Annotated in this window: 16 protein-coding genes and 1 pseudogene; 3 read left to right on the forward strand and 14 right to left on the reverse strand. The window is 68.6% G+C overall.

Annotated features, from left to right (window positions below):
• Positions 1-26: 26 nt before the first annotated feature.
• The gene (locus tag DTA15_RS22700; RefSeq protein WP_006491225.1) at positions 27-1,826 is read right to left on the reverse strand and encodes a methyl-accepting chemotaxis protein; all 1,800 of its coding nucleotides are present in this window, start codon (positions 1,824-1,826) and stop codon (positions 27-29) included.
• Positions 1,827-2,025: 199 nt separating this feature from the next.
• On the reverse strand, positions 2,026-2,280 hold the full coding sequence (locus tag DTA15_RS22705) for a DUF3562 domain-containing protein (RefSeq protein ID WP_006491227.1): 255 nt from the start codon (positions 2,278-2,280) through the stop codon (positions 2,026-2,028).
• Positions 2,281-2,825: 545 nt separating this feature from the next.
• Between DTA15_RS22705 and DTA15_RS22710 the strand changes: the two genes are divergently transcribed.
• Complete coding sequence (locus DTA15_RS22710) at positions 2,826-3,260, forward strand: hypothetical protein (RefSeq protein WP_006492218.1); 435 nt, start codon at positions 2,826-2,828, stop codon at positions 3,258-3,260.
• A 475-nt stretch (positions 3,261-3,735) separates the two neighbouring features.
• Here DTA15_RS22710 and DTA15_RS22715 read toward each other — a convergent pair whose 3' ends face one another.
• The 6 genes and pseudogenes from DTA15_RS22715 to DTA15_RS22740 form a co-directional block, all read right to left on the reverse strand.
• Complete coding sequence (locus DTA15_RS22715) at positions 3,736-4,671, reverse strand: universal stress protein (protein WP_006485822.1); 936 nt, start codon at positions 4,669-4,671, stop codon at positions 3,736-3,738.
• A 213-nt stretch (positions 4,672-4,884) separates the two neighbouring features.
• Positions 4,885-6,268 (reverse strand): annotated as a pseudogene (locus DTA15_RS22720) (amino acid permease).
• Positions 6,269-6,301: 33 nt separating this feature from the next.
• Positions 6,302-6,544, reverse strand: a complete 243-nt coding sequence (locus DTA15_RS22725) for a hypothetical protein (RefSeq protein WP_077176092.1) — start codon at positions 6,542-6,544, stop codon at positions 6,302-6,304.
• Between the two features lie 168 nt (positions 6,545-6,712).
• The gene (locus DTA15_RS22730; RefSeq protein WP_006485817.1) at positions 6,713-7,738 is read right to left on the reverse strand and encodes a DedA family protein/thiosulfate sulfurtransferase GlpE; all 1,026 of its coding nucleotides are present in this window, start codon (positions 7,736-7,738) and stop codon (positions 6,713-6,715) included.
• A gap of 185 nt (positions 7,739-7,923) precedes the next feature.
• Positions 7,924-8,430 (reverse strand): cupin domain-containing protein, encoded by a 507-nt coding sequence (locus DTA15_RS22735; protein ID WP_006485821.1) that lies wholly within the window; start codon positions 8,428-8,430, stop codon positions 7,924-7,926.
• Between the two features lie 309 nt (positions 8,431-8,739).
• Positions 8,740-9,210, reverse strand: coding sequence for a universal stress protein (locus DTA15_RS22740; protein ID WP_006491557.1), 471 nt, complete (start codon positions 9,208-9,210; stop codon positions 8,740-8,742).
• A gap of 310 nt (positions 9,211-9,520) precedes the next feature.
• Here DTA15_RS22740 and DTA15_RS22745 point away from each other — a divergent pair, with 310 nt between their 5' ends.
• Entirely contained in the window at positions 9,521-11,623 is a 2,103-nt protein-coding gene (locus tag DTA15_RS22745; protein WP_012493327.1) for a PAS domain-containing sensor histidine kinase, read from the forward strand.
• Complete coding sequence (locus tag DTA15_RS22750; RefSeq protein WP_006483707.1) at positions 11,620-12,267, forward strand: response regulator; 648 nt, start codon at positions 11,620-11,622, stop codon at positions 12,265-12,267. The genes DTA15_RS22745 and DTA15_RS22750 overlap by 4 nt, the downstream gene beginning before the upstream one ends.
• 40 nt (positions 12,268-12,307) lie before the next feature.
• On the opposite strand, the gene DTA15_RS22755 is transcribed toward DTA15_RS22750, so the two are convergent.
• The 6 genes from DTA15_RS22755 to DTA15_RS22780 all read right to left on the reverse strand — a co-directional run bounded on the left by DTA15_RS22755 (position 12,308) and on the right by DTA15_RS22780 (position 19,551).
• Positions 12,308-12,712 carry a lysozyme inhibitor LprI family protein gene (locus DTA15_RS22755; protein ID WP_006483706.1) on the reverse strand — a complete coding sequence of 135 codons (405 nt, stop codon included), beginning with the start codon at positions 12,710-12,712 and terminating at the stop codon, positions 12,308-12,310.
• 366 nt (positions 12,713-13,078) lie between these two features.
• Positions 13,079-13,408 carry a DUF4148 domain-containing protein gene (locus tag DTA15_RS22760; protein ID WP_006483709.1) on the reverse strand — a complete coding sequence of 110 codons (330 nt, stop codon included), beginning with the start codon at positions 13,406-13,408 and terminating at the stop codon, positions 13,079-13,081.
• 225 nt (positions 13,409-13,633) lie between these two features.
• Entirely contained in the window at positions 13,634-14,512 is an 879-nt protein-coding gene (locus tag DTA15_RS22765; RefSeq protein WP_020979615.1) for a PilZ domain-containing protein, read from the reverse strand.
• A gap of 79 nt (positions 14,513-14,591) precedes the next feature.
• Complete coding sequence (locus DTA15_RS22770; protein ID WP_034178415.1) at positions 14,592-17,168, reverse strand: penicillin-binding protein 1A; 2,577 nt, start codon at positions 17,166-17,168, stop codon at positions 14,592-14,594.
• Between the two features lie 185 nt (positions 17,169-17,353).
• Positions 17,354-18,361, reverse strand: coding sequence for a trans-3-hydroxy-L-proline dehydratase (gene lhpH, locus DTA15_RS22775; protein ID WP_006481709.1), 1,008 nt, complete (start codon positions 18,359-18,361; stop codon positions 17,354-17,356).
• Between the two features lie 68 nt (positions 18,362-18,429).
• The gene (locus DTA15_RS22780; protein WP_006481705.1) at positions 18,430-19,551 is read right to left on the reverse strand and encodes a branched-chain amino acid ABC transporter substrate-binding protein; all 1,122 of its coding nucleotides are present in this window, start codon (positions 19,549-19,551) and stop codon (positions 18,430-18,432) included.
• Positions 19,552-19,656: the final 105 nt, after the last annotated feature.

A 19,656-nucleotide genomic window follows, 5' to 3' on the forward strand; every position in this document is an offset into this window, starting at 1 on the left:
GGCGCAGCCCGCGAGCCGCCGCTGCGTCAGGCGACCTTGAACTGGCCGACCGTCGTCGCCAGCGCGTTCGCCTGCGACTGCAGCGCGGTGGCCGCAGCGGTCGACTGTTCGACGAGCGCCGCGTTCTGCTGCACCATTTCGTCGAGCTGCGTGACCGCGCGGTTCACTTCCTGGATGCCGCGCGTCTGCTCGTTCGCCGCGTGCGTGATCTCGGAGATGATGGTCGTCACGTTCGACACGTTGGACACGATCTCGCGCATCGTGTCGCCGGCCTGGCGTACCTGGCCGGACCCGGCCGACACGCTCGCGACCGTCGATTCGACCAGCACCTTCACTTCGCGCGCGGCTTGCGCGCTGCGCTGCGCGAGGCTGCGCACTTCCTGTGCGACGACCGCGAAGCCGCGGCCCTGTTCGCCCGCGCGGGCCGCTTCGACGGCCGCGTTCAGCGCGAGGATGTTGGTCTGGAACGCGATCCCGTCGATCACGCCGATGATGTCGCCGATCCGGCCCGACGCCTCCTCGATCTTCCCCATCGTCGCGACCACGTCCGACACGACCACGCCGCCGTGCGACGCGATCCGCGACGCGGCCGCCGCGCGTTCGTCGGCCTGGCTCGCGGCCGCCGCCGACTGACCGACGGTCGCGGTGATCTCTTCCATCGACGCGGCGGTTTGCTCGAGGCTTGCCGCCGCCGATTCGGTCCGCGACGACAGGTCCTGGTTGCCCGCCGCGATCTCGTTCGCGGCCGTGCGCACCGATTCGCTGGCGTCGCGGATCTGGCGCATCACGTGGTTCAGCTTGTCGACGAAGCTGTTGAACGAGCGCGCGATGTCGGCGACTTCGTCGCGGCCGTCGGCCGGCAGGCGCTGCGTCAGGTCGCCGGCGCCCGAGCCGATCGCGGCCATCGCCTGGCGCACCTGCGACAGGCGGCGGAACGCGGTTGCGGTGATCGCGCCGATGATCAGCGACGCCACGCCGACGATCACGATCAGCGTGATCAGCGACGCGGTCAGCAGCGAACGCATCCCGGCCGTCGCTTCGGTCTTGTCGAGCAGCACCAGCGCGTACCAGTCGGTGCCCGGCACCGGTTTCGCGCGCACCAGCTTCGCGTCGCCGCCGACGCCGACCTCGACCGGCGCATTCGCCGCCGCGATCGACGCCACGCCCAGCGAGCCGAGTTCGGGCGAGACGTCGGCGACCGGCTTCAGCGTGAGCTTCGCGTCCGGGTGCGCGACCACGTGGCCGCTGCTGTCGATCAGCATCCCGAAGCTCGCCGGCGTCGGGCGGATCGACTTGACGTTGGCGATCACGCTGTCCATCGACACGTCCGCGGCGACGACGCCCTTCAGCGCGCCGTCGCGCAGGATCGGCACCGCGAACGTGACGACGAGGTTGCCGGTGCCGGCATCGACGTACGGCGGCGTGACGACCGGCTTGCCGGCCTGCGCGGCCTGCTTGTACCACGGGCGGCCGGTCGGGTCGTAGTCGGGCGGGATGCCGGTCGGATCGGAGAAGTGGAACGCCTTGTCGGCGTAGCCGGCGTAGACGTTGGTGAAGCCGCCGGCCGCGGCCATCTGCTTGAACACCGGCAGCGGATCGGGGGTCAGCGCGGCATCCTGCAGCGACGCGATCATCCGGCTGCGGGTCGCGACCCAGTCGGCGATCCCGACCACGTGACCGCTGGCGACGGAGGTCAGGTTGCGGTCGATCGCGTCGTCGTTGTACGAGCGTGCGATGAAATAGTTGATCAGGGTCGTGGCGACGAGCGCGAATACGACGATGGCGACGCACGCGGCGAGAATGCGGGCGCGAATGGACGAGAACATGGCAACGACTCGGTAAGGGAGCGCGAACGCCCGGTGGACGAATTCACCGGGTAAACGGCAATCGCGCCGCTTACTTGAGGTCGTTGTGACAATTCAGTGAAACGTATGACGAAAGGCGCCGGCGACTGTCGGCGGATCGTCAGGATGGCCGGCGCCGACGGGCATGCGGCATGCCGGTGCGGCGCCCGGCCGCCGCGCGTTACAGCCGATGGCTCGGGCGCGGATCGGCGTCCGCGGGCGCTGCGTCGGCGCGGGTGTCGCGGTCGAACTCGTCCTTCTGGCGCATCCGCTCGCGCAGGTTGCGGATTGCGAACACGTGGATGTAGTCGTGCACGCGCGCACCGGACGACAGCGCGCGCACTTCGTCGTCGAGCATCGCGCGCAGCTGATCCGCGCCGATCGCACGCTGTTCGGCGGCTTCCTTGAGTGAATCGAGCAAATTGTCCTTGGACATCGACGGACTCCTGACGGACGAGGAACGAAAAGATGACGGTACTGGAAGCTTAAAGACTAGACAGATACGCGGCGTACGATGCGCCGGCACGTGTTTGCGCGTGATCAACGGCACGTTGCGTGCCGCCGCGCCGATCCGTTTCCGAACCGACCCCGCGCGGGGTTCGCGGTGCACGTGGCCCGCGAACGAGACTGGAAGCCCTGCCACGCCACCCCGGGGCGCGGCACTGACGACGGGCGGCAGGTGAAACGCGCGCGACGCCGATGCAGACGCGAACTTAGACCGGCCGAAATCATGCGTCAAGCGGCGCCCCGCGTGTGCCGCCCATTCGTCGAACGAACCTGCCGGCCCGGCCGGTCGACTGCCGTGCGTGTCAGCGGATTCCGATACGCGTCGCGCATTTTCCTGACAGCGACTTCAGCGCGCGCCGCTTGGCAGCGCACCGTCGCCGCACGATACTGATCACATGAACCAGGCGTTCATACCGGAACATCGCTCAGCTGGCCATCGAGCCGGCACGCGGGGTTCCGCGCAGGAGACCAATCATGGCACATCGCAACTTGCCGGGCCGGGACGGCCAGCGGCGCGCGTCGGGCAACGCGCGCGCCCTGCCCGCCCGGGCCGCGTCGGCCGGCAACCGTCCGTCCGACGATCTCGACACCCTGCTCGCGCTCGCCCGCGAGGCCGGGTTGCTCGTCACGCTCGACGGGCAGATCGGCCGCGAGAAGTATCAGAGCGTCGTGGGGTCGGTTCTCGCGCTGCAGCGGTTCGCCGCGGCGCTCAGCGCGCGAACCGAAGCCGACGCGCCGGCCGTGTCCGAGCCGCGTCGCAAGGCGCGCCCGGGCTGGCCGCATGCGAATCGTCTGCGCAGCCGCACGTGCAGCGCATGCGCGCCGCTCCGTGTCGCTCATCCGCATTCGCGGGTACGGCGCGGCGCGGGCCGCCGGCACGACCTGCGATCGGTTCTTCGTATCCTCTGATCTGAGCGCGTCACCGACGCACGGCACGAGGCGACTGCCATGCCCGCGCGCTGCCGTGCAGGCTTCCAGGTTCGCCGTGGTCCGTGCCGAAGCGACCGCGCGATGACGCGCCGCTCGACGCGGCCGCGTTCAAAACCATTCCTGCGGGAAAGTGAATTCGACGGGGCCAGGCGGAAAGCGGACGGGGTGACTTGCACCCCGCCCGTCCTCCAAGGCAACCGTCGGTTGCCTACCCTCGTGCCAGAGAGTTCCCGGTCGGATGACGCGCCGGACGAACACGTGGCGCGGCTCCCGAAAATGATGTGACGGCGGCGCGTGCGACGGTGATCGTCACTCGCATGCCGGCGCGGTTGCCGTCGCGACTGCACGACCAACCCGCCGCGTCGCCGGATGTTCCATCACTGTCTCACGCGATGTGCGTCGCGTTTCTGATGCAGGTCAATCCAAACCCGCTTCGGTCGCGATGACGCGCGATTCAGTCCGCGCCACGCACCAGCAACACGGGCACCTGCGCGAGATGCGCGACGCGCCGCGCGACGCTGCCGATCAGCCAGGCGGCGATGCCGCGACGGCCATGCGTGCCGACCACCAGCAACTCCGCGCGCCAGTGCACGGCATCGCGCATCAGCGCATGGGCCACGTCGTCGCTGGTCGGGCGCGTTTCGACGATGCCGCGCTTGGTCGGATTGCCGGTCGCATGGAACAGCGGGCCGATCTTCGCGAGCGCATCCTCGCCCTCCGCGCGGTACGCATCCTCGAGCGCGCGCACGGGCACGACATCGGTCAGACGAACCGCGCGATCGATCACGTACGCCGCATACAGCAACGTCGTCGGCGCCGCGAAGCCGAGCCCGACGCGCACCGCGTGCAGCGACGGCTCGCTGCCGTCGACCGCGAACATCAGCCGCTGCAGCGCGCCGTCCGACGGCCGCGCATAGGTGCCCGGCACGATCAGCAGCGCGCAGCGCGCGCGTTTCGTCAGCGTGTCCGACATCGCGCCTTCGACGAGCCGCAACAGCCCGTGATGCGGATTCGCGCCGATCACCAGCACGTCCGCATGCCACGTCGACGTATCGTTCACCAGTGCGTCCGCCACCGAGCCGCCCGTGACCGACGTATCGACGACCGTCTGTTCGACGTCGATGCCGTTGTCGGCGAACAGCGCCGCGATCCGCTCGCAGGTGGCGTGCGCTTCGCGCGTCATGTCCTCGCGCGCGGACGTCAGCAGCGCATCGATGCGCGGAATGTCGGGCAACACGAGGCGCGGATTGTCGATCGCGCAAATGATGCGCAATCGCATGCCGGGGCTCAGCAGCGTACGCACGTAGCGCGCGGCGGTCAGCGATTCGGGCGTCGGGTCGACGGCCAGCGCGATCCGCGCGAGCGTCGGGATGGGCTGGGCAGGCTGCATGGCGAAGGCCTCCGTGCGTGCACGTCGTCGCTGAACGACGACGGGCGCTTCGCGCGGCAGCGGCGCGCGGCGGCCGGACAGCCGCCGCGGTCGCAGGGATCGGCGGATGCCACGCGAAGCGCGGACAAGCAATGCGTTCGTTCAGCATAGGCCGTCCGGCCCGCGCGTGCATGATCGCGATCAACGATCGCGCGGCACCCTGCCCGCGCCGGCTTACGACTTCGTCGGCATCGATGCGGCCGGACGGTTCGCGTAGAACAGCGCGTACGCGATGCCGAGCAGCACGATCCACACCGGCCCGATCACGAGCGCGACGCGCGTATCGGGCGTGAACGCCATCAGCACGACGACCAGCGCGAGAAACCCGAGCGCGACGAACGAACCGAGCGGATAGAACGGCACGCGAATCGGCAGGCGCGCGATCTTGTCGGCCGACAGCGTGCGGCGAAAACGCATCTGCGCGATCAGGATCACGCACCACGTCCAGATCGCGCCGAACGTCGACACCGACGTGAGCCACGTGAACACGTGCTGCGGCGCGAGATAGTTGAGCAACACGCCGATCAGCAGCAGCGCGACCGACACGGCCACGCCGTACACGGGCACGCCGCTGCGGTTCACGCGACCGAGCGCGGCCGGCGCCTGGCCTTGCTGCGCGAGGTTGTAGAGCATCCGCGCGGGTGCTGAACAGGCCGCTGTTGCACGACGACAGCGCCGCGGTCAGCACGACGAAGTTGATGATGCCGGCGGCGGCGGGAATGCCGAGCCGCGAGAACGTCATCACGAACGGGCTGCCCTGCGTGCCGATCTGGTCCCACGGATAGAGCGACATGATCACGAACAGCGCGCCGATGTAGAAAATCAGCACGCGCCAGAACACCGAGTTCACGGCCTTGGTCAGCGACTTCTCCGGGTTGCGCGCCTCGCCGGCCGTGAGGCCGAGCATCTCGACGCCGAGATACGCGAACATCACGATCGGCAGCGCGGCGATCACGCCGTTGATCCCGTTCGGCATGAAGCCGCCGTGCGACCACAGGTTCGAGATGCCGGTCGCGATGCCGCCGTTGCCGATGCCGAACGCGATCATCAGCCCGCCGCCGATGATCATCAGCACGATCGTGACGATCTTGATCAGCGCGAACCAGAATTCGAATTCGCCATACAGCTTGACCGCGATGAAGTTCACCGAGCCCATCGCCATCAGGGCCGCGAGCGCCCAGATCCAGTTCGGCACGCCGGGAAACCACATGTGCATGTAGACGCCGACCGCCGTGATTTCCGCCATGCAGGTGACGATCCACACGAACCAGTAGGTCCAGCCGGTCAGGTACCCGGCGAGCGGGCCGAGGTAGTCGCGCGCATAGCGGCTGAAGGCGCCGGCGACCGGGTTGGTGATCGCCATTTCGCCGAGCGCGCGCATGATCAGGAAGATCGCGAGGCCGCCCAGCAGGTAGGTCAGCAGGATGGCCGGGCCGGCCGTTCGGATCGCGGTGGCGGAGCCGAGGAACAGGCCGACGCCGATCGTCGCGCCGAGCGCCATCAGGTTGATGTGCCGTTCTTCCAGCCCGCGGTGCAACTGGTCTTCTGGTTGTTTCAAATCCGTCTCCTGGCAGCCGCGAGCGGGCCGCCGTCATTGTGTCGATGACAAGGCGCGCCCGTTCATGCCGAGTGTGGCAGCCGAAAACGAAATAATCGCCGCTGTCGATTTCCGAATAAGAAACGACACGGATACCGCGTCAATCCGGTTGGAATTGCCGCGGATTATCCGAATTTCCCGGAACAATCCGGAAAAACGGATCGAGCCCTTCACGGAATACACCCGAGCGGCCCGCGCGACGCGGCTGTGCGCGTGGCGAGCGGCAACGGGATCCATCGCTTTCGGCGCGAACGACCGCGCGTCGAATGTGCGCAATTTCGCGCACGCAATATGCAGGCGGGATTATAGGGAGGATCGGCGATTTAACGCCAGGTGATTTTGGGGAAAATCGCGGTGCGTGAAAGCGGTGATCGGATTCGAATGCGCGCGGCGCAGCGCGCGCATTTATTTCGACAACGTCGCCCGCACCGTATATTCGCCGTCGAGCCGGCCCTGCTCGGGCCGCACGAAATAACGCGACGAATCCAGATCGGCCGGCAGCGGCTCGACCGGATAACCGTGCTTTTCCCACGCATCGAGGCCGCCCTTCAGCGCGCGGATGTTGTGGATCATCTTCTTGCGCTGCATCTTCGCGATCAGGCGCTTCGCGGTCGCCTCGTTCGGGCACACGCAATAGACGACGATCGGCCGTTTCAGCACTTCCGGATCGAGCAGATCGGGCGAATCGAGATCGACCGGCACCGCGCCCGCAATCCGGTACGGCTCGCGTTCGCGAATCGCCTTGGGCCGCGCGTCGAAGATCAGCGGCGGTTCGCTGGACGTCATCATCTCGACGAGCTGCGGCGGCGAAATGCGCACCTGCGCGAGATAGCGGCGGAACTGCACGCGGCGCACCCAGCGGTACAGCAGGAACGTGATGAAGATCGCGAGGAACGCGTCGAGGATCGTGCCGCCGCTCGCGCGCACCCACAGCACGAACTGGACGATCTGGTCGTGAATCGCCGCGCCGCCGATCAGCCAGAACGCCGCCCACAGCGACGCGCCGGCCAGATCCCAGAACAGGAACACGCCGATGCCGATCGCGGTCGTGCCGAGCAGCGGCGCCGACACGAGGCCGAGGCCCGGCAGGAATTTCGACAGCACGAGCAGCGGCGCGCCGTATCTTTCGAACACGTTACGCGCGAAGCGCAGCGTCGTGTCGAGCGACAGCGAGAAGCGCACGAGGCCGTTCAGCAGACGCCGGCCGCGCGTGCGGCCCATGAAGAACCACAGCGAATCGGCCAGCATCGTCGCGCCGATCGCCGCCGCGAACATGCTGACCCAGGACGCCTGCCCCATCGCCGCCATCGTGCCGCCGAGAATCAGCATCGGCACGGCCGGCACCGGCACGCCGAGCTGCGTGATCAACACGCTCGCGAACACGGCCCACGGGCCGAGCGACGATGGAATAGCAATGGGAAAGTGCCACACGGCGGCGCTCCTGAAAGACATGCAGGCCGCGCGACGGGGCCGTCGGTACGGCGGCGCAACGGCTGCCGCGGCACGTCCGCGACCGACCGGTGCATCATGCGCATTCTAAACGGGTTTGGCCTCGACCGCGCGGAACGCGGGCCGTCGGCACGGGCTTTGCGCCGGGCGTGACGCGCCCGTGACAGTCACGCGTCGGAGCGCTGCGCGAGCTGGGCGACGTGTTCCGCGTAGTCGGGAAACTCGGCCGCCAGCGCGGCCGCATCGGCCAGCTCGAATTCCGCGAACTCGAACCCCGGCGCAACCGTGCAGCCGACGAGCGCGACGTGCTGCGGCGACGCGCAGCGCGCGCCGAACCAGCTTCCGGCCGGCACGACCGCCTGGAACACGGTGCCGGGATGCGTGAGCGGATTGCCGAGCCGGTGGATCGTCAACCCGTCGCGCGCGTCGAGCACCCACACTTCGATTGGGTCGCCCGCATAGAAATGCCAGACCTCGTCGGAGCGGATGCGGTGCCACGACGAATATGCGCCGTCGCACAGCAGGTAGTAGATCGCGGTCGACGCGGCACGGGGCGCGCCGTCGGCCGGACGCACGACCGAATCGGTCGCGCGGTAGGTTTCACGGAAATAGCCACCTTCGGGATGCGGCTGCAGGTCGAACTGGCGAATCAGGTCGGGGGCGGAAATCGGCATGGCAGATGACGTCGGTAAGGTAGGAAACCGGCATCCGGCGGCCTGCCCGATCTCGATTCACGCGCTCGGGTGCCGCCGGATGTCCCTGCGTCGATCGCCGCGGCCATGCGCGCGGCGATCGAGCGGACACCGGCCGATGCTGCCAGAACTGCGTGCCGGGATGCAACCGTCGACGCGCAATCGCGCATCGGCGAGCGTATCGGCAGCGCCGCGCGCCGGATCGATCGCGCCGACGGCCGGCCCGGCGCGCGGCGCTCGGCCGACCGCGGATGTACGCGCCGCGTCGGCCGCCGTGCCGCCCGTCGTCGATCATGCGGCCGCCGACGCCCCCGCCTCGCCATGCCGCACCAGCAGCACGGGCCGGTCGGCCGCGCGCAGCAACGATTCCGCCACGCTGCCGAGCAACAGCCTGCGCAGGCCGTGTCGCCCGCTCGTGCCCATCACGATCAGATCGGCGTCGGCTTCGGCCGCCGTGCGCATCAGCACCGTCGCGATGTCCTCGCCGTACGCGTCGAGCGCGCGCACCGTGCCGCGCACATGCTGCCGCGCGAGCGCCGCTTTCGCATCGTCGAGCACCGGCGTCGCGGCATCGGCCGCGGCGACATCGCCGTCGCGCTCGGCCGCGAAGCCGGCGTCGACGTCGACGAGCTGCGGCCGATGCTCGACGACGTACGCACAAGTCACTTCGCCGCCGGACGCCGTCGCGATCCGGATCGCCTCGTTCAGCGCGAGACGCGCGCTCGGGCTGCCGTCGAGCCCGACGAAAATCCGCTTGTACATGGTCCGTCCCTCCGACCGGGCGCGCGTCGCGCACTGCGCCGCCGCGACCCGTTACCGCAAGCCGGCCCGGCGCCGGCTTGCCCGCCGAACAGTCTGCCCCACGTGCCGACGCGCGCGTTGACGCGCGTCAAGCGCGCCCGCTGCCCCACGCCGTTTGCCGCAATTTCAACCGACCCCATTACAAAAAATGTGTAAAACGCGCACAATTTCATCTTGAAAATAGTCGTTGCACGCAGCCGGTGCGAGTTTTCCCGGTTTTGCCGCGCTGCCCGAGTGCCCCGGGTAGCCCGAATAACAGAATGGCCATCGAATGACCGCCAGTGGAACCCCGACGCGTGACGCCCGAGGGCCCACGCGCCTCCAGACCATGTTACGCCAGCCGTTCGCGGCCGGCGTCGTTGCGCTGTGCGCGGGCGCCGTGCTGTCGCTCGGCGTCGCGCTGCTGGTGCGCGAGCAGTGGCAAGGCGCCGTTCACACACGTTTCGAACGCCGCACGTCGCACGTGACCGCGATGCTGCGCCACGAACTGCAGGCCGGTGTCGCCGTGCTCGAAGGCGCGCGCGGCGCGTTCGGCCTCGTCCCGGACATGACGCCCGGCCAATGGCGCCGGTATGCGGAGACGCTCGATCTCGACAGCGGCCGCTCGCCGGTCCGGCAGATCGGCTATGCGCCGCTGACGCCCGCGGCGCGCGCCGCGCTGGCCGGCGCGAAGCCGCTGCCGGCCGATCCGCTCGCGGCTGCGACGCTCAGCGCGCCCGTCTCGAACTCGCCGGTCGTGCGCTTCGGTGCGTCCGACGCGGCGCCGCTCACGCGCGCGCTGCGCACCGGCGATATCGCGCTCGGCGTTCACCCTGCCGACGACGACACTTCCCGCGACGCCCGTACCCTGACGCTGTTCCTGCCCGTGGCGTCTTCGCCGCTGGCGGCCGCCAAGCCCTCCGGCACGCGGGAAGGCGGCGCCGACGGGATGCTGTTCGCGGCGCTGAGCCCGCGGCGCCTGATCGAGCGGGCGCTCGATGCGGAGCGCGGAATCGACCTGTGGATGACCGCCGGCGGCGATGCGCGCGCGATCGCCAGCGTCGAGACGACGACCGACGAAGCATCGGCGTCACCCGACCTGATGCGGCGCACCGATGTGCTGAATTTCGGCGGCACCGCGCTGACGCTCGCCTATTCCGCGGACGGCCGGCCGAGCGCGACCGGCGCGCAGCGTGCGGCCGGCACCGTGCTCGCCGCCGGGCTGATCGCGTCGTTCGCGTTCGCGGCGCTCGTCCATGCGTTGCTGCGCGGGCGCGCCGACGCCGGTGCAAGCAGCCGCGGCATCCTCAACGAGGCGCGGATGATGGGCATCATCCGTTCGTCGATGGAAGCGATCATCACGATCGACGAGAAGCAGACAGTCGTGATCTTCAACCCGATGGCCGAACAGGTGTTCGGCGTGTCCGCGATGGAAGCGATCGGCGCGCCGCTGTCGCGCTTCATTCCCGAACGGTTCCGCGCCGCGCACGCGAAGCACGTCGACCAGTTCGGCGTGACGGGCGTGTCCGAGCGGCAGATGGGCCGCCAGCGCGTGCTGTTCGGGCTGCGGGCCAACGGCGAGGAATTCCCGATCGAAGCGTCGATCTCGCAGATCCGCGACGCGTCGGGCAAGCTGTATACGGTGATGCTGCGCGACATCACCGAGCGGCAACGGGCCGAAAATGCGTTGAAGCAATCGCGCGAGGAATTGCGCGAATTGTCCGCGAACCTGCAGAACGTGCGCGAGGAGGAAAAGACCCGTATCGCGCGCGAACTGCACGACGACCTCGGGCAACAGCTCACCGCATTGAAGATGGACCTGTCGGTCGTCGAGCAGCAATTGCGGATGCCCGGCCGCGCGCAACCCGATGAAGGCGTGCAGACGCATCTGCAAGGCATGCGGCGGCTGATCGACGCGACGGTCGCGTCGGTGCGGCGCATCGCGGCCGACCTGCGGCCGGTGATGCTCGACGATCTCGGCCTCGTGCCCGCGATCGAATGGCTCGCGAACGATTTCACGAACCGCTACGGGATCGATGTCGAGCGCCACATCGAAACCGGCGGCCTCACGTTCACCAGCGCGGGCGCGACCACGCTGTTCCGCATCGTCCAGGAAGCGCTGACGAACGTCGCGCGCCATGCGGATGCGACGCGCGTGGCGTTGCGGCTCGACATCGAGGAAGGCTTTTGCGTGCTGCGCGTCGCGGACAACGGCCGCGGCGCGGCGCCCGGCGGCCCGGCCCACGAGGACAAATCGTTCGGCCTGATCGGCATTCGCGAACGCGCCCACATGCTGGGCGGCACCGTGACGATCGACACCGCGCTCGCGCGCGGCTTCTCGATTACCGTCGCCTTTCCGCTCGCCACCGTTCAACAGGACACGCTCATCACATGATCAAGGTGCTCATCGCCGACGACCATACGCTCGTACGCGACGGTCTGCGGCACATCCTCCAGAACGCCACCGGATTCGAGGTGGCCGGCGAAGCCTGCGACGGCCCGTCGACGATCGCGCTGGTGCGTGCGACGCCCGCGCAGGTGCTCGTGCTCGACCTGTCGATGCCCGGCCGCAACGGCGTCGAGCTGATCAAGCAGATCAAGGACGAAAAGCCAGCGCTGCGCGTGCTGGTGCTCACCATGCACGCGGAGCAGCAATACGCGGTGCGGGCGTTCCGCGCGGGCGCGTCGGGCTATCTGACGAAGGAAAGCGCGAGCGCGGAGCTGGTCGGCGCGGTCACGAAAGTGGCGTCGGGCGGTGTCTACGTGAGCCTCGCGATGGCCGAGCAGTTCGCGCAGAGCCTGAACGAGCCGGCCGAAACGCTGCCGCACCAGCGGCTGTCCGACCGCGAATTCGACGTGTTCCGTCGGATCGCCGCCGGCCAGACGCTGACCGAGATCGCGAATGCGCTGTGCGTGAGCGCGAAGACGGTCAGCACCTACAAGACCCGGATCCTGGAAAAGATGCAGATGCCGCACGAAGCGGCGCTCGTGCGCTACGCGATGCGGCACAAGCTGCTCGACGAGACGGACGACGTCTGAGCCGGCGTCGTGCAGGCCCGGTCGGGCCCGCGCGTGATCGTTACTTCGCGGGCACCGGGCACGCGAGGTCGCCTTCCTCGCAGGACAGATAGCCCTTCAGGGTGTCGGTGCGCGCTTTCGTCAGATCGTCGAGACAGGTCGATACGACCATCGGGTATGCACTGCCGTCCTCGGCATTCGCGCTCGAGAAACGGCATTCGGCGTCGCGGTACGCGATCCACGCGCGCTGCGCATTCACGAGCTTGTCGGCAAGCGGCCGCGCGTCGCGCAGGCGCGCGGTGACGGCCTGGTAAGTCCGGTTCAGTTCCCCGTCGGATTTCTTGTACGCGCGATCGGCACACGCCGTCATCGTCGCCTGATCCGTCGCGTCCGCACAATTCGCCTGCGCATGGGCGACGCTCGCCACCAGCGCCAGCGAGCCCAGCAGACCGGTCAAGACACGCATGGATGCTCCTTGTCGTTCGTTGAAGTGTGGAACCCGACGCCCTGCTGCGCCCCGTATGAATGGGCCGCGCCACGCGCCGCGGCGACATCGACCGCGATGCTAGCGCACGTGCGGCGGATTGTCAGCGGGGTGCGGCGCGGCGAGTGACGTGATCATGCACGCCAAGGTATCGCGCGGATCCCGCGGCGATCGGCATCCGGCGTTTCGCTCATGCGCGCCGCAGGCTATCCGCGACCGATTCGGCCGACCTCGTGCATCGGGCCGCCCAATGAAGAAGACGCAAAAAAGCCTGCACGCGATACGCGTGCAGGCTTTCTCGATACGGCTTCAATCGCGGCCGTCGAGGGCCGCGCGGCAACGACCGGCTCAGTGGCCGAAGTACACCGACGAGCGGTCGCTCACGGCCGGCACGGCCGCACGCTGGCCCGACTGCGACGTCGCGACCGGGTTCGCACCGTAGCCGGTGGCGTCGGCTTGCGCGCCGGCATTCTGCGCGGCGGCGATCTTGGCCTGGGCGGCCTGGATGTTTTCCGGGTAGTTGATCCAGTCGTTCGGGTTGTAGCCGGCCTTTTCGAGCTGGACCAGTTCGGCGCGCACTTGCGCGCGGGTCAGCGGCTGCTGGTTCGATTGGGCGAACGAGACGACCGGTGCGGCCACCAGGGCGGCCAGTGCAACTGCCTTGATCAGCGATTTCATGATGCGTTACCTCCAGGATTGTTTTGTCAGGCGCTTCGGACTCGAGGTCGTTGCGCATGAGTAGAAGTCTAGGAGGCGCGGCTATCAGGGTAAATACTTAAATCGCAAATTCACTGTTGACCGAAACCGTACAATCGAGCGGGAATAAGTCGTTTCGTCAGACGATTATCGGCGTTCGTGCACCGAATGCCGCGATACGGCAGCCGGCACGCGCGGGTCGCGCGTTCAACGCAGGCGATCGGTATCCGCCGACGCCATCTGCCTGTCGAACAGCAGCGCCTTGAGGCGAATCAGGTCGTCGGCATCGATGTCGCCGAACGCCGCACGATGGAGCGTCAGCGCGGGCGGCGCCGGGTCGGCATGCACGGCCCGCACGGTGCCATCGAGCGCCAGCCGCTCGATGCGACCGCCGGTTTCGTACGGAAGCAGCACGCGCAACGGCTCGCCGGTCGCTGCGATCGGCCGGTCGACGGCGATCGACAGCCCGTTCAGGCTGATGTCGTGCACCACCCCGATGCCTTCCGTCCCTTCCGCTCCGCCGCTGCAGCAGGCCGCGATGCGCACCGGCAGGCGCGGCTCCGCGCGCGTGCGCAGCCGGTCGACGAACCCTGGCGGCGACAGGACCATGAACGGCGCGGCGCCCGACACCTGCACCGATTCGACCGTCGCGCCGAAACGCGATACCGCGGCCCGGCCGATCGCCACTGCTTCGACGTCGTCGCCGCGGGCGAAATCGAGCACGGTGGCGGGCTGCGGCTCGACGAACAGCGCACCCGCCGCGCCGACGCCGATCAGCCGGCAGCGCTGCAGCGCGCGCGTCGTGCCGACCCGGCGGCGGATGCCGATCGCGGCGCCCGCCGACAAGCCCATGCGCGTGGCGGGCGCGGCCGCCGTCGCCGACCCGCGCGGACCGGTGTCGGCGTCCTCGCGCCGGCGCACGGGGCGGAAATGGTCGAACAGGAAAGCGTGCTGAGCCGGGTCGCGCAGCGTCGTGCCGGCCGGCAGCAGCGCGGCGCCGTCTGCGTCGTAGAGGTCGAAGCCGAGCGGGATCTCGGCGGAAAGATCGTCGCGTGCGAGCACGACGTAATCGGTGGAAAGCAGCATCGGAGAAGCGCGGAGCGACCGCGCGAGCTGTCGTGACAACTTGATTACGGCAGCATCGCGCGGAATCTGAACGGCTTCGTTACTGCGACGCGCCGGTCGCATCGGGCGCAGCCGGCACCGGCATCGGCGGCGGCGGCACGGCGGAAGGCGCGGCGCCGCTACCGGCGCTGCTTCCGCTCGTCGTACTGGCGCCTGCCGGCGGCTGCGCAGGCAGTTGCGACGCGCCGGACGACAGCGCCGCGGCCGATGCGGCCACTTCGGACGCCGGCACCCATTCCTCGACGATGCCGCCGGAAGCGACATCCGGCGCCGACGCAGCGGAGGCTGCCGACGCCGCGCCCTCGTCGACCTCGGCCGGGCGCTCGACACGCGGCGTCCTGACCGGCGTGGGCGCCTTCTTCGGCTCGGGCGGGAACCACGTATCGAACAGGTCGGTCGCGCGCTCGCGCAGCGACGCGAACCAGCCCGGCGACGGTTCGGTATCGAATTTCGCCTTGGTATCGACGATCCGGGCGCGCTGCGCGCGCTGGAAGAAATCGCCGACGATCGGCAGCGCGCTGTGCGCGCCCTGCCCCCAGTAATCGCTGCGCAGCGTCACGCGGCCGTCGTCGAATCCGACCCACGCGCCGGCGACGAGGCCCGGCTGCATCAGGATGAACCAGCCGTCCGCGTTGTCCTGCGTGGTGCCGGTCTTGCCGGCCACGTCGCCGCGGATGCCGAACCGCGTGCGGATGCTGCCGCCCGTGCCGCGCGTCACGACGTCGCGCATCACGTCGAGCAGCGTCTTGTCGGTTTCGGCGTCGAGCGCGCGCTCGGGCGGCGCCGGTGCGTATTCGGCGAGCACCTCGCCCTGGCGATTCTCGATGCGCGTCACCATCTGCGGCTCGACGTACAGCCCGCCGTTCGCGATCGTCGCGTACGACGCGACCATTTCCTTCAGCGTGACCGGGCTCGTGCCGAGCGCGAGCGACGGCACGCGTTCGAGCGGGCTTTCGCGCACGCCCATGTCGCGCGCCAGCCGCGCGACGGCGCCCGGCCCGACCTTCTCCATCACCTGCGCGGTGATCCGGTTGCGCGACAGCGCGACCGCGTCGCGCAGCGTCATCGGTTTGCCCGTAGGCGGCACGTCGTCGTTCGGCCGCCAGATCTCGCCGCCCTTCAGCGGGATCTCGACCGGCTGGTCGACGAACGTATCTTCCGGCTTCATCCCGTTCGCGAACGCGACGCCATAGACGAACGGCTTGAACGTCGAGCCCGGCTGGCGCCGCGCCTGCGCGACGTGATCGAACGGCTCGCGGGTGAAGTCGCGACTGCCGACCCACGCGCGGATCTGCCCGTCACGCGGATCGATCGCGAGGAAGCCGGCCTGCACGTCGGTCTTGGCCTTGCACAAGGCACGCAGGAAACCGCGATCGGCCGCGAGCATCTTCATCGCGGCCGCGTCGTCCTTGCCGGCCTCCTGCGCGGCCTTGTACTCGGGCGATTCGCGCATGAAGGTGCGAAACACCTCGTTGTCGGTGCCGCAGCCGTCGCGGCCGCTCCACGCGTTGTTCGCGATGCCCTGCAGCTGATTGCCCTGCAACGTGAGCGCCTGCGTCGCCATCTGCTGGAGCCGCGAGTCGATCGTCGTGCGCACGATCAGCCCGTCCGAGTAGATGTTGTAGTCGTTGCGGTCGGCCCATGCGATCAGCCATTTGCGCAACTGCTGCGCGAAATGCGGCGCCGGCCCGGGCGGCTCCTTCTGGCGCTCGAAGTCGATGCGCAGCGGCCGGCGCTGCAACTGCGCGAACTGCGCCGGCGACAGCTTGCCGTACTTGACCATCTGGCCGAGCACCGTGTTGCGTCGCTGCAGCGCGCGCTCGGGGTTCAGCACCGGGTTGTAGTAGCTGTTGCCCTTCAGCATCCCGACGAGCGTCGCGCTGTCGAGCACGTCGAGTTCGTCGGCCGACTTGTCGAAATAGGTGCGCGCGGCCATCTCGACGCCGTACGCGTTGTACAGGAACGGCACCGTGTTCAGGTAGGTCTCGAGGATCTGGTCCTTGCTGTAGACGGCCTCGATCTTCAGCGCGGTGATCGCCTCCTTCACCTTGCGCGTGAGCGTCGGCGCGCGGCCGATCTCGTCCGGATACAGGTTGCGCGCGAGCTGCTGCGTGATCGTCGAGCCGCCCTGGCGGCTGCCCGAGAACGTATGCAGCGCGGCCGACGCCGTGCGCTTCCAGTCCAGCCCGTGGTGTTCGTAGAAGCGGTGATCCTCGGTCGCGATCAGCGCGTCGATCATGCGCGGCGAGATCTGCTTGAGCGGCACCCATTCGCGGTTCGACGGCTTGAATTCGGCCAGCAGCTTGCCGTCGGCGGACAGTACCTGCGCGGGCTGGTCGACGCGCGCCTTGCGGATGTCGCCGATCCCCGGCGTGAACGGAATGAGGACGATCACGTACCCCGCGAACAGCGCCGGCACGGCGGCGGCCGTGAGCAGCACGCCACGGCGCGTCGGGTGGCGGACATGGTGCCACGCGGTGGCGGCGAGAGGCTTGGCCCGCGCGACGGCGGCCGCCGCGACGGGTTGGGCGCGCGCGACCCATCTGGCACACAAGGCACGCACTGACGACACGTTTCGGCGATTCACGCGGGTGGAGCTCGGCTGAAAAGGCTGCATCGTACCAAACTCGCGCGGCCGGCCGGCCCGCGGCGGCCTTGCGCCGGCACACGCGGTGCGGTTTCGCCGCAACGCTCACGCAAAAAAGGCGCGTGCCCCGCAACCGGAGCGACGCGCCAAACCTGGTACGACAACCTGAACGCCGCGCGACGGGGACGCGGCAGCGGCGCGACCGACGCTGCGGGTCAGCGCACGAGAAACCCGTACGTGAGCGGATCGCGTTCGTCGACGATCCAGTTCGCGAACCCGCAGACATGCGCGCTGCCTTCCACTTCCGGGATCACGGCCGGGATGTCGCCGACCGTCGTTTCGCGCAGCACGCGCCCCTTGAAGACCGTGCCGACGATCGATTCGTTGACGAGCGTGTCGCCCGCCGCGAGCAGCCCGCGCAGGTACAGCTGCGCGACGCGCCCGCCGGTGCCGGAGCCGGTCGGCGAGCGGTCGACCTCGCGATCCGCGAACACGCAGCAGTTCGCCTGCGACGAACCCGCGTGGCGCGGCGCGTTCGCGATGATCGTGCCGTAGATATGGTTGATTTCCGGGATCTCCGGATGGACGACCGGATACTTCGCGTTCGCGGCCGCCTTCACTTCCGCGCCGAAGCGAATCAGTTTCTCGACCGCCGATTCGCGCACCGGCAAGTCGAACGGCGCGCCGTCGACATAAAAATAAAACGCGCCGCCATAAGCGATGTCGCCGCTCACGGTGCCGAACGACGGCGTGTCGACCGACACGTCGCGCTGCCAGATGAACGACGGCACGTTGACGAAGCGCACCGGCCCCGCGTGCTCGCCGTCCCACTGGACGAACGCCTCGATGAACCCGCACGGCGCATCGATGCCGACCCGCGTCTCGGGCACGGTGCGCTGCACCCAGCCGAGTTCGACGGCCGCCGTCGACAGCGCGATCACGCCGTGGCCGCAATGGTCGCTGTAGCCCTCGTTGTGCACGAAGATCACGCCGAAATCGGCGTTCGGCGACACCGGCTCGGTCAGATAGCCGCCGTACATGTCGGCATGGCCGCGCGGTTCGAACATCAGCGCGCGGCGGATCTCGTCGGCGTGCTCCTTGAGCCACGCGCGGCGCTGGACGATCGTGTCGCCGGGCAGGCGCGGCAGCCCGCTCGTGACGATGCGGAACGCCTCGCCGCCGGTGTGCACTTCGACGGTGGACAGGGATCGGGAAATTTTCATGGCGGATCGAATGCGTTGAAACGAAGGACGGCGGCCGGGCCGCCGTCCGGTGACGGGCGATGCGGCAATTACTTCGCGTACGGTTCCGGCAGGCCGTTGCGGATCACGTAGACGGTGGTCGGCGCGCCTTTCAGGTCGCCGTTCGCGTCGAACGAATAGGTGCCCGCGACGCCCGCGTAGTTCGACTTCGCGAGCTGCGCGCTCAGCTTCGCCTTGTCGGTGGTCGTGCCGGCCTTGACCATCGCGTCGGCGAGCAGCTTCATCCCGTCGTAGTAGTTGACGCCATAGACCTGCGTATCGGTGTGATACGTGTCGTGGTACTTCTTCAGGAATTCGCGGCCGGCCGCCGTCTTCTCGAGCGCGACCCCGCCCTGCGCGCAGTAGACGATCGACGCGGCCTCGCCCGCGACCTTGCCCATGTCGGCCGAGCAGATGCCGTCGCCGCCGAGCAGCTTCGCGCGCAAGCCCCGCTGCTTCATCTGCTTGGCCATCGGCGCGCCCTGCGCCGCATAGCCGCCGAGGAAGATCACGTCGGGGTTGCTGGCCTTGATCTTGGTGAGGATGCCGAGGAAATCGGTGGCCGACGAGTTCGTGTATTCCTGGTCGACGATCTTGATGCCGTTCGCCTTCGCGACGTTCATGAACTGCTCGGCGACGCCCTGCCCGTACGCGGTGCGATCGTCGATCACGGCGGCGGTTTTCGCGTTCAGCGTCTTCGCGGCGAACGTGGCCATCGTGCCGCCGAGCTGCTCGTCGCTCGCGCCGATCCGGAAGATGTTCTTGAAGCCCTGCTTCGTCAGCGCCGGGTTCGACGCGACCGGCAGGATCGGCACGCCGGCCGTCGAATACACGCGCGACGCCGGAATCGCGACGCCCGAGTTGTACGGCCCGAGCACCGCGACGACGCCCTTGTCGACGAGATTCTGCGCGACCTGCACGCCGGCCTTCGGGTCGGCCTGGTCGTCTTCGGAAACCAGTTTGAACGTGACGGCCTTGCCGGCGACCTTGATGCCGGCCTTGTTGAGCTCGTCCACCGCGAGCCGCGCGCCGTTTTCGTTGTCCTTGCCGTTGGCGGCCTGCGGGCCGGTGAGCGGCGCCGAATGGCCGATCATCACGACTTCCTGCGCGTGCGCGGAAGTCAGCGCGCCGGCGGCAACAGCCACCGAGAGCGCGGTCAAGAAGTGTCGCATGATGTCTCCTGATTGGTTTTGTGTGAAACCAATGTAGGACACACGTGGTCACATCGCAAGCAATTTCAAAATAATTGTCGGGATTTTGGTCATATTGAAGACCAG

This window comes from Burkholderia cenocepacia (assembly GCF_900446215.1).
GTDB lineage: Bacteria > Pseudomonadota > Gammaproteobacteria > Burkholderiales > Burkholderiaceae > Burkholderia > Burkholderia cenocepacia.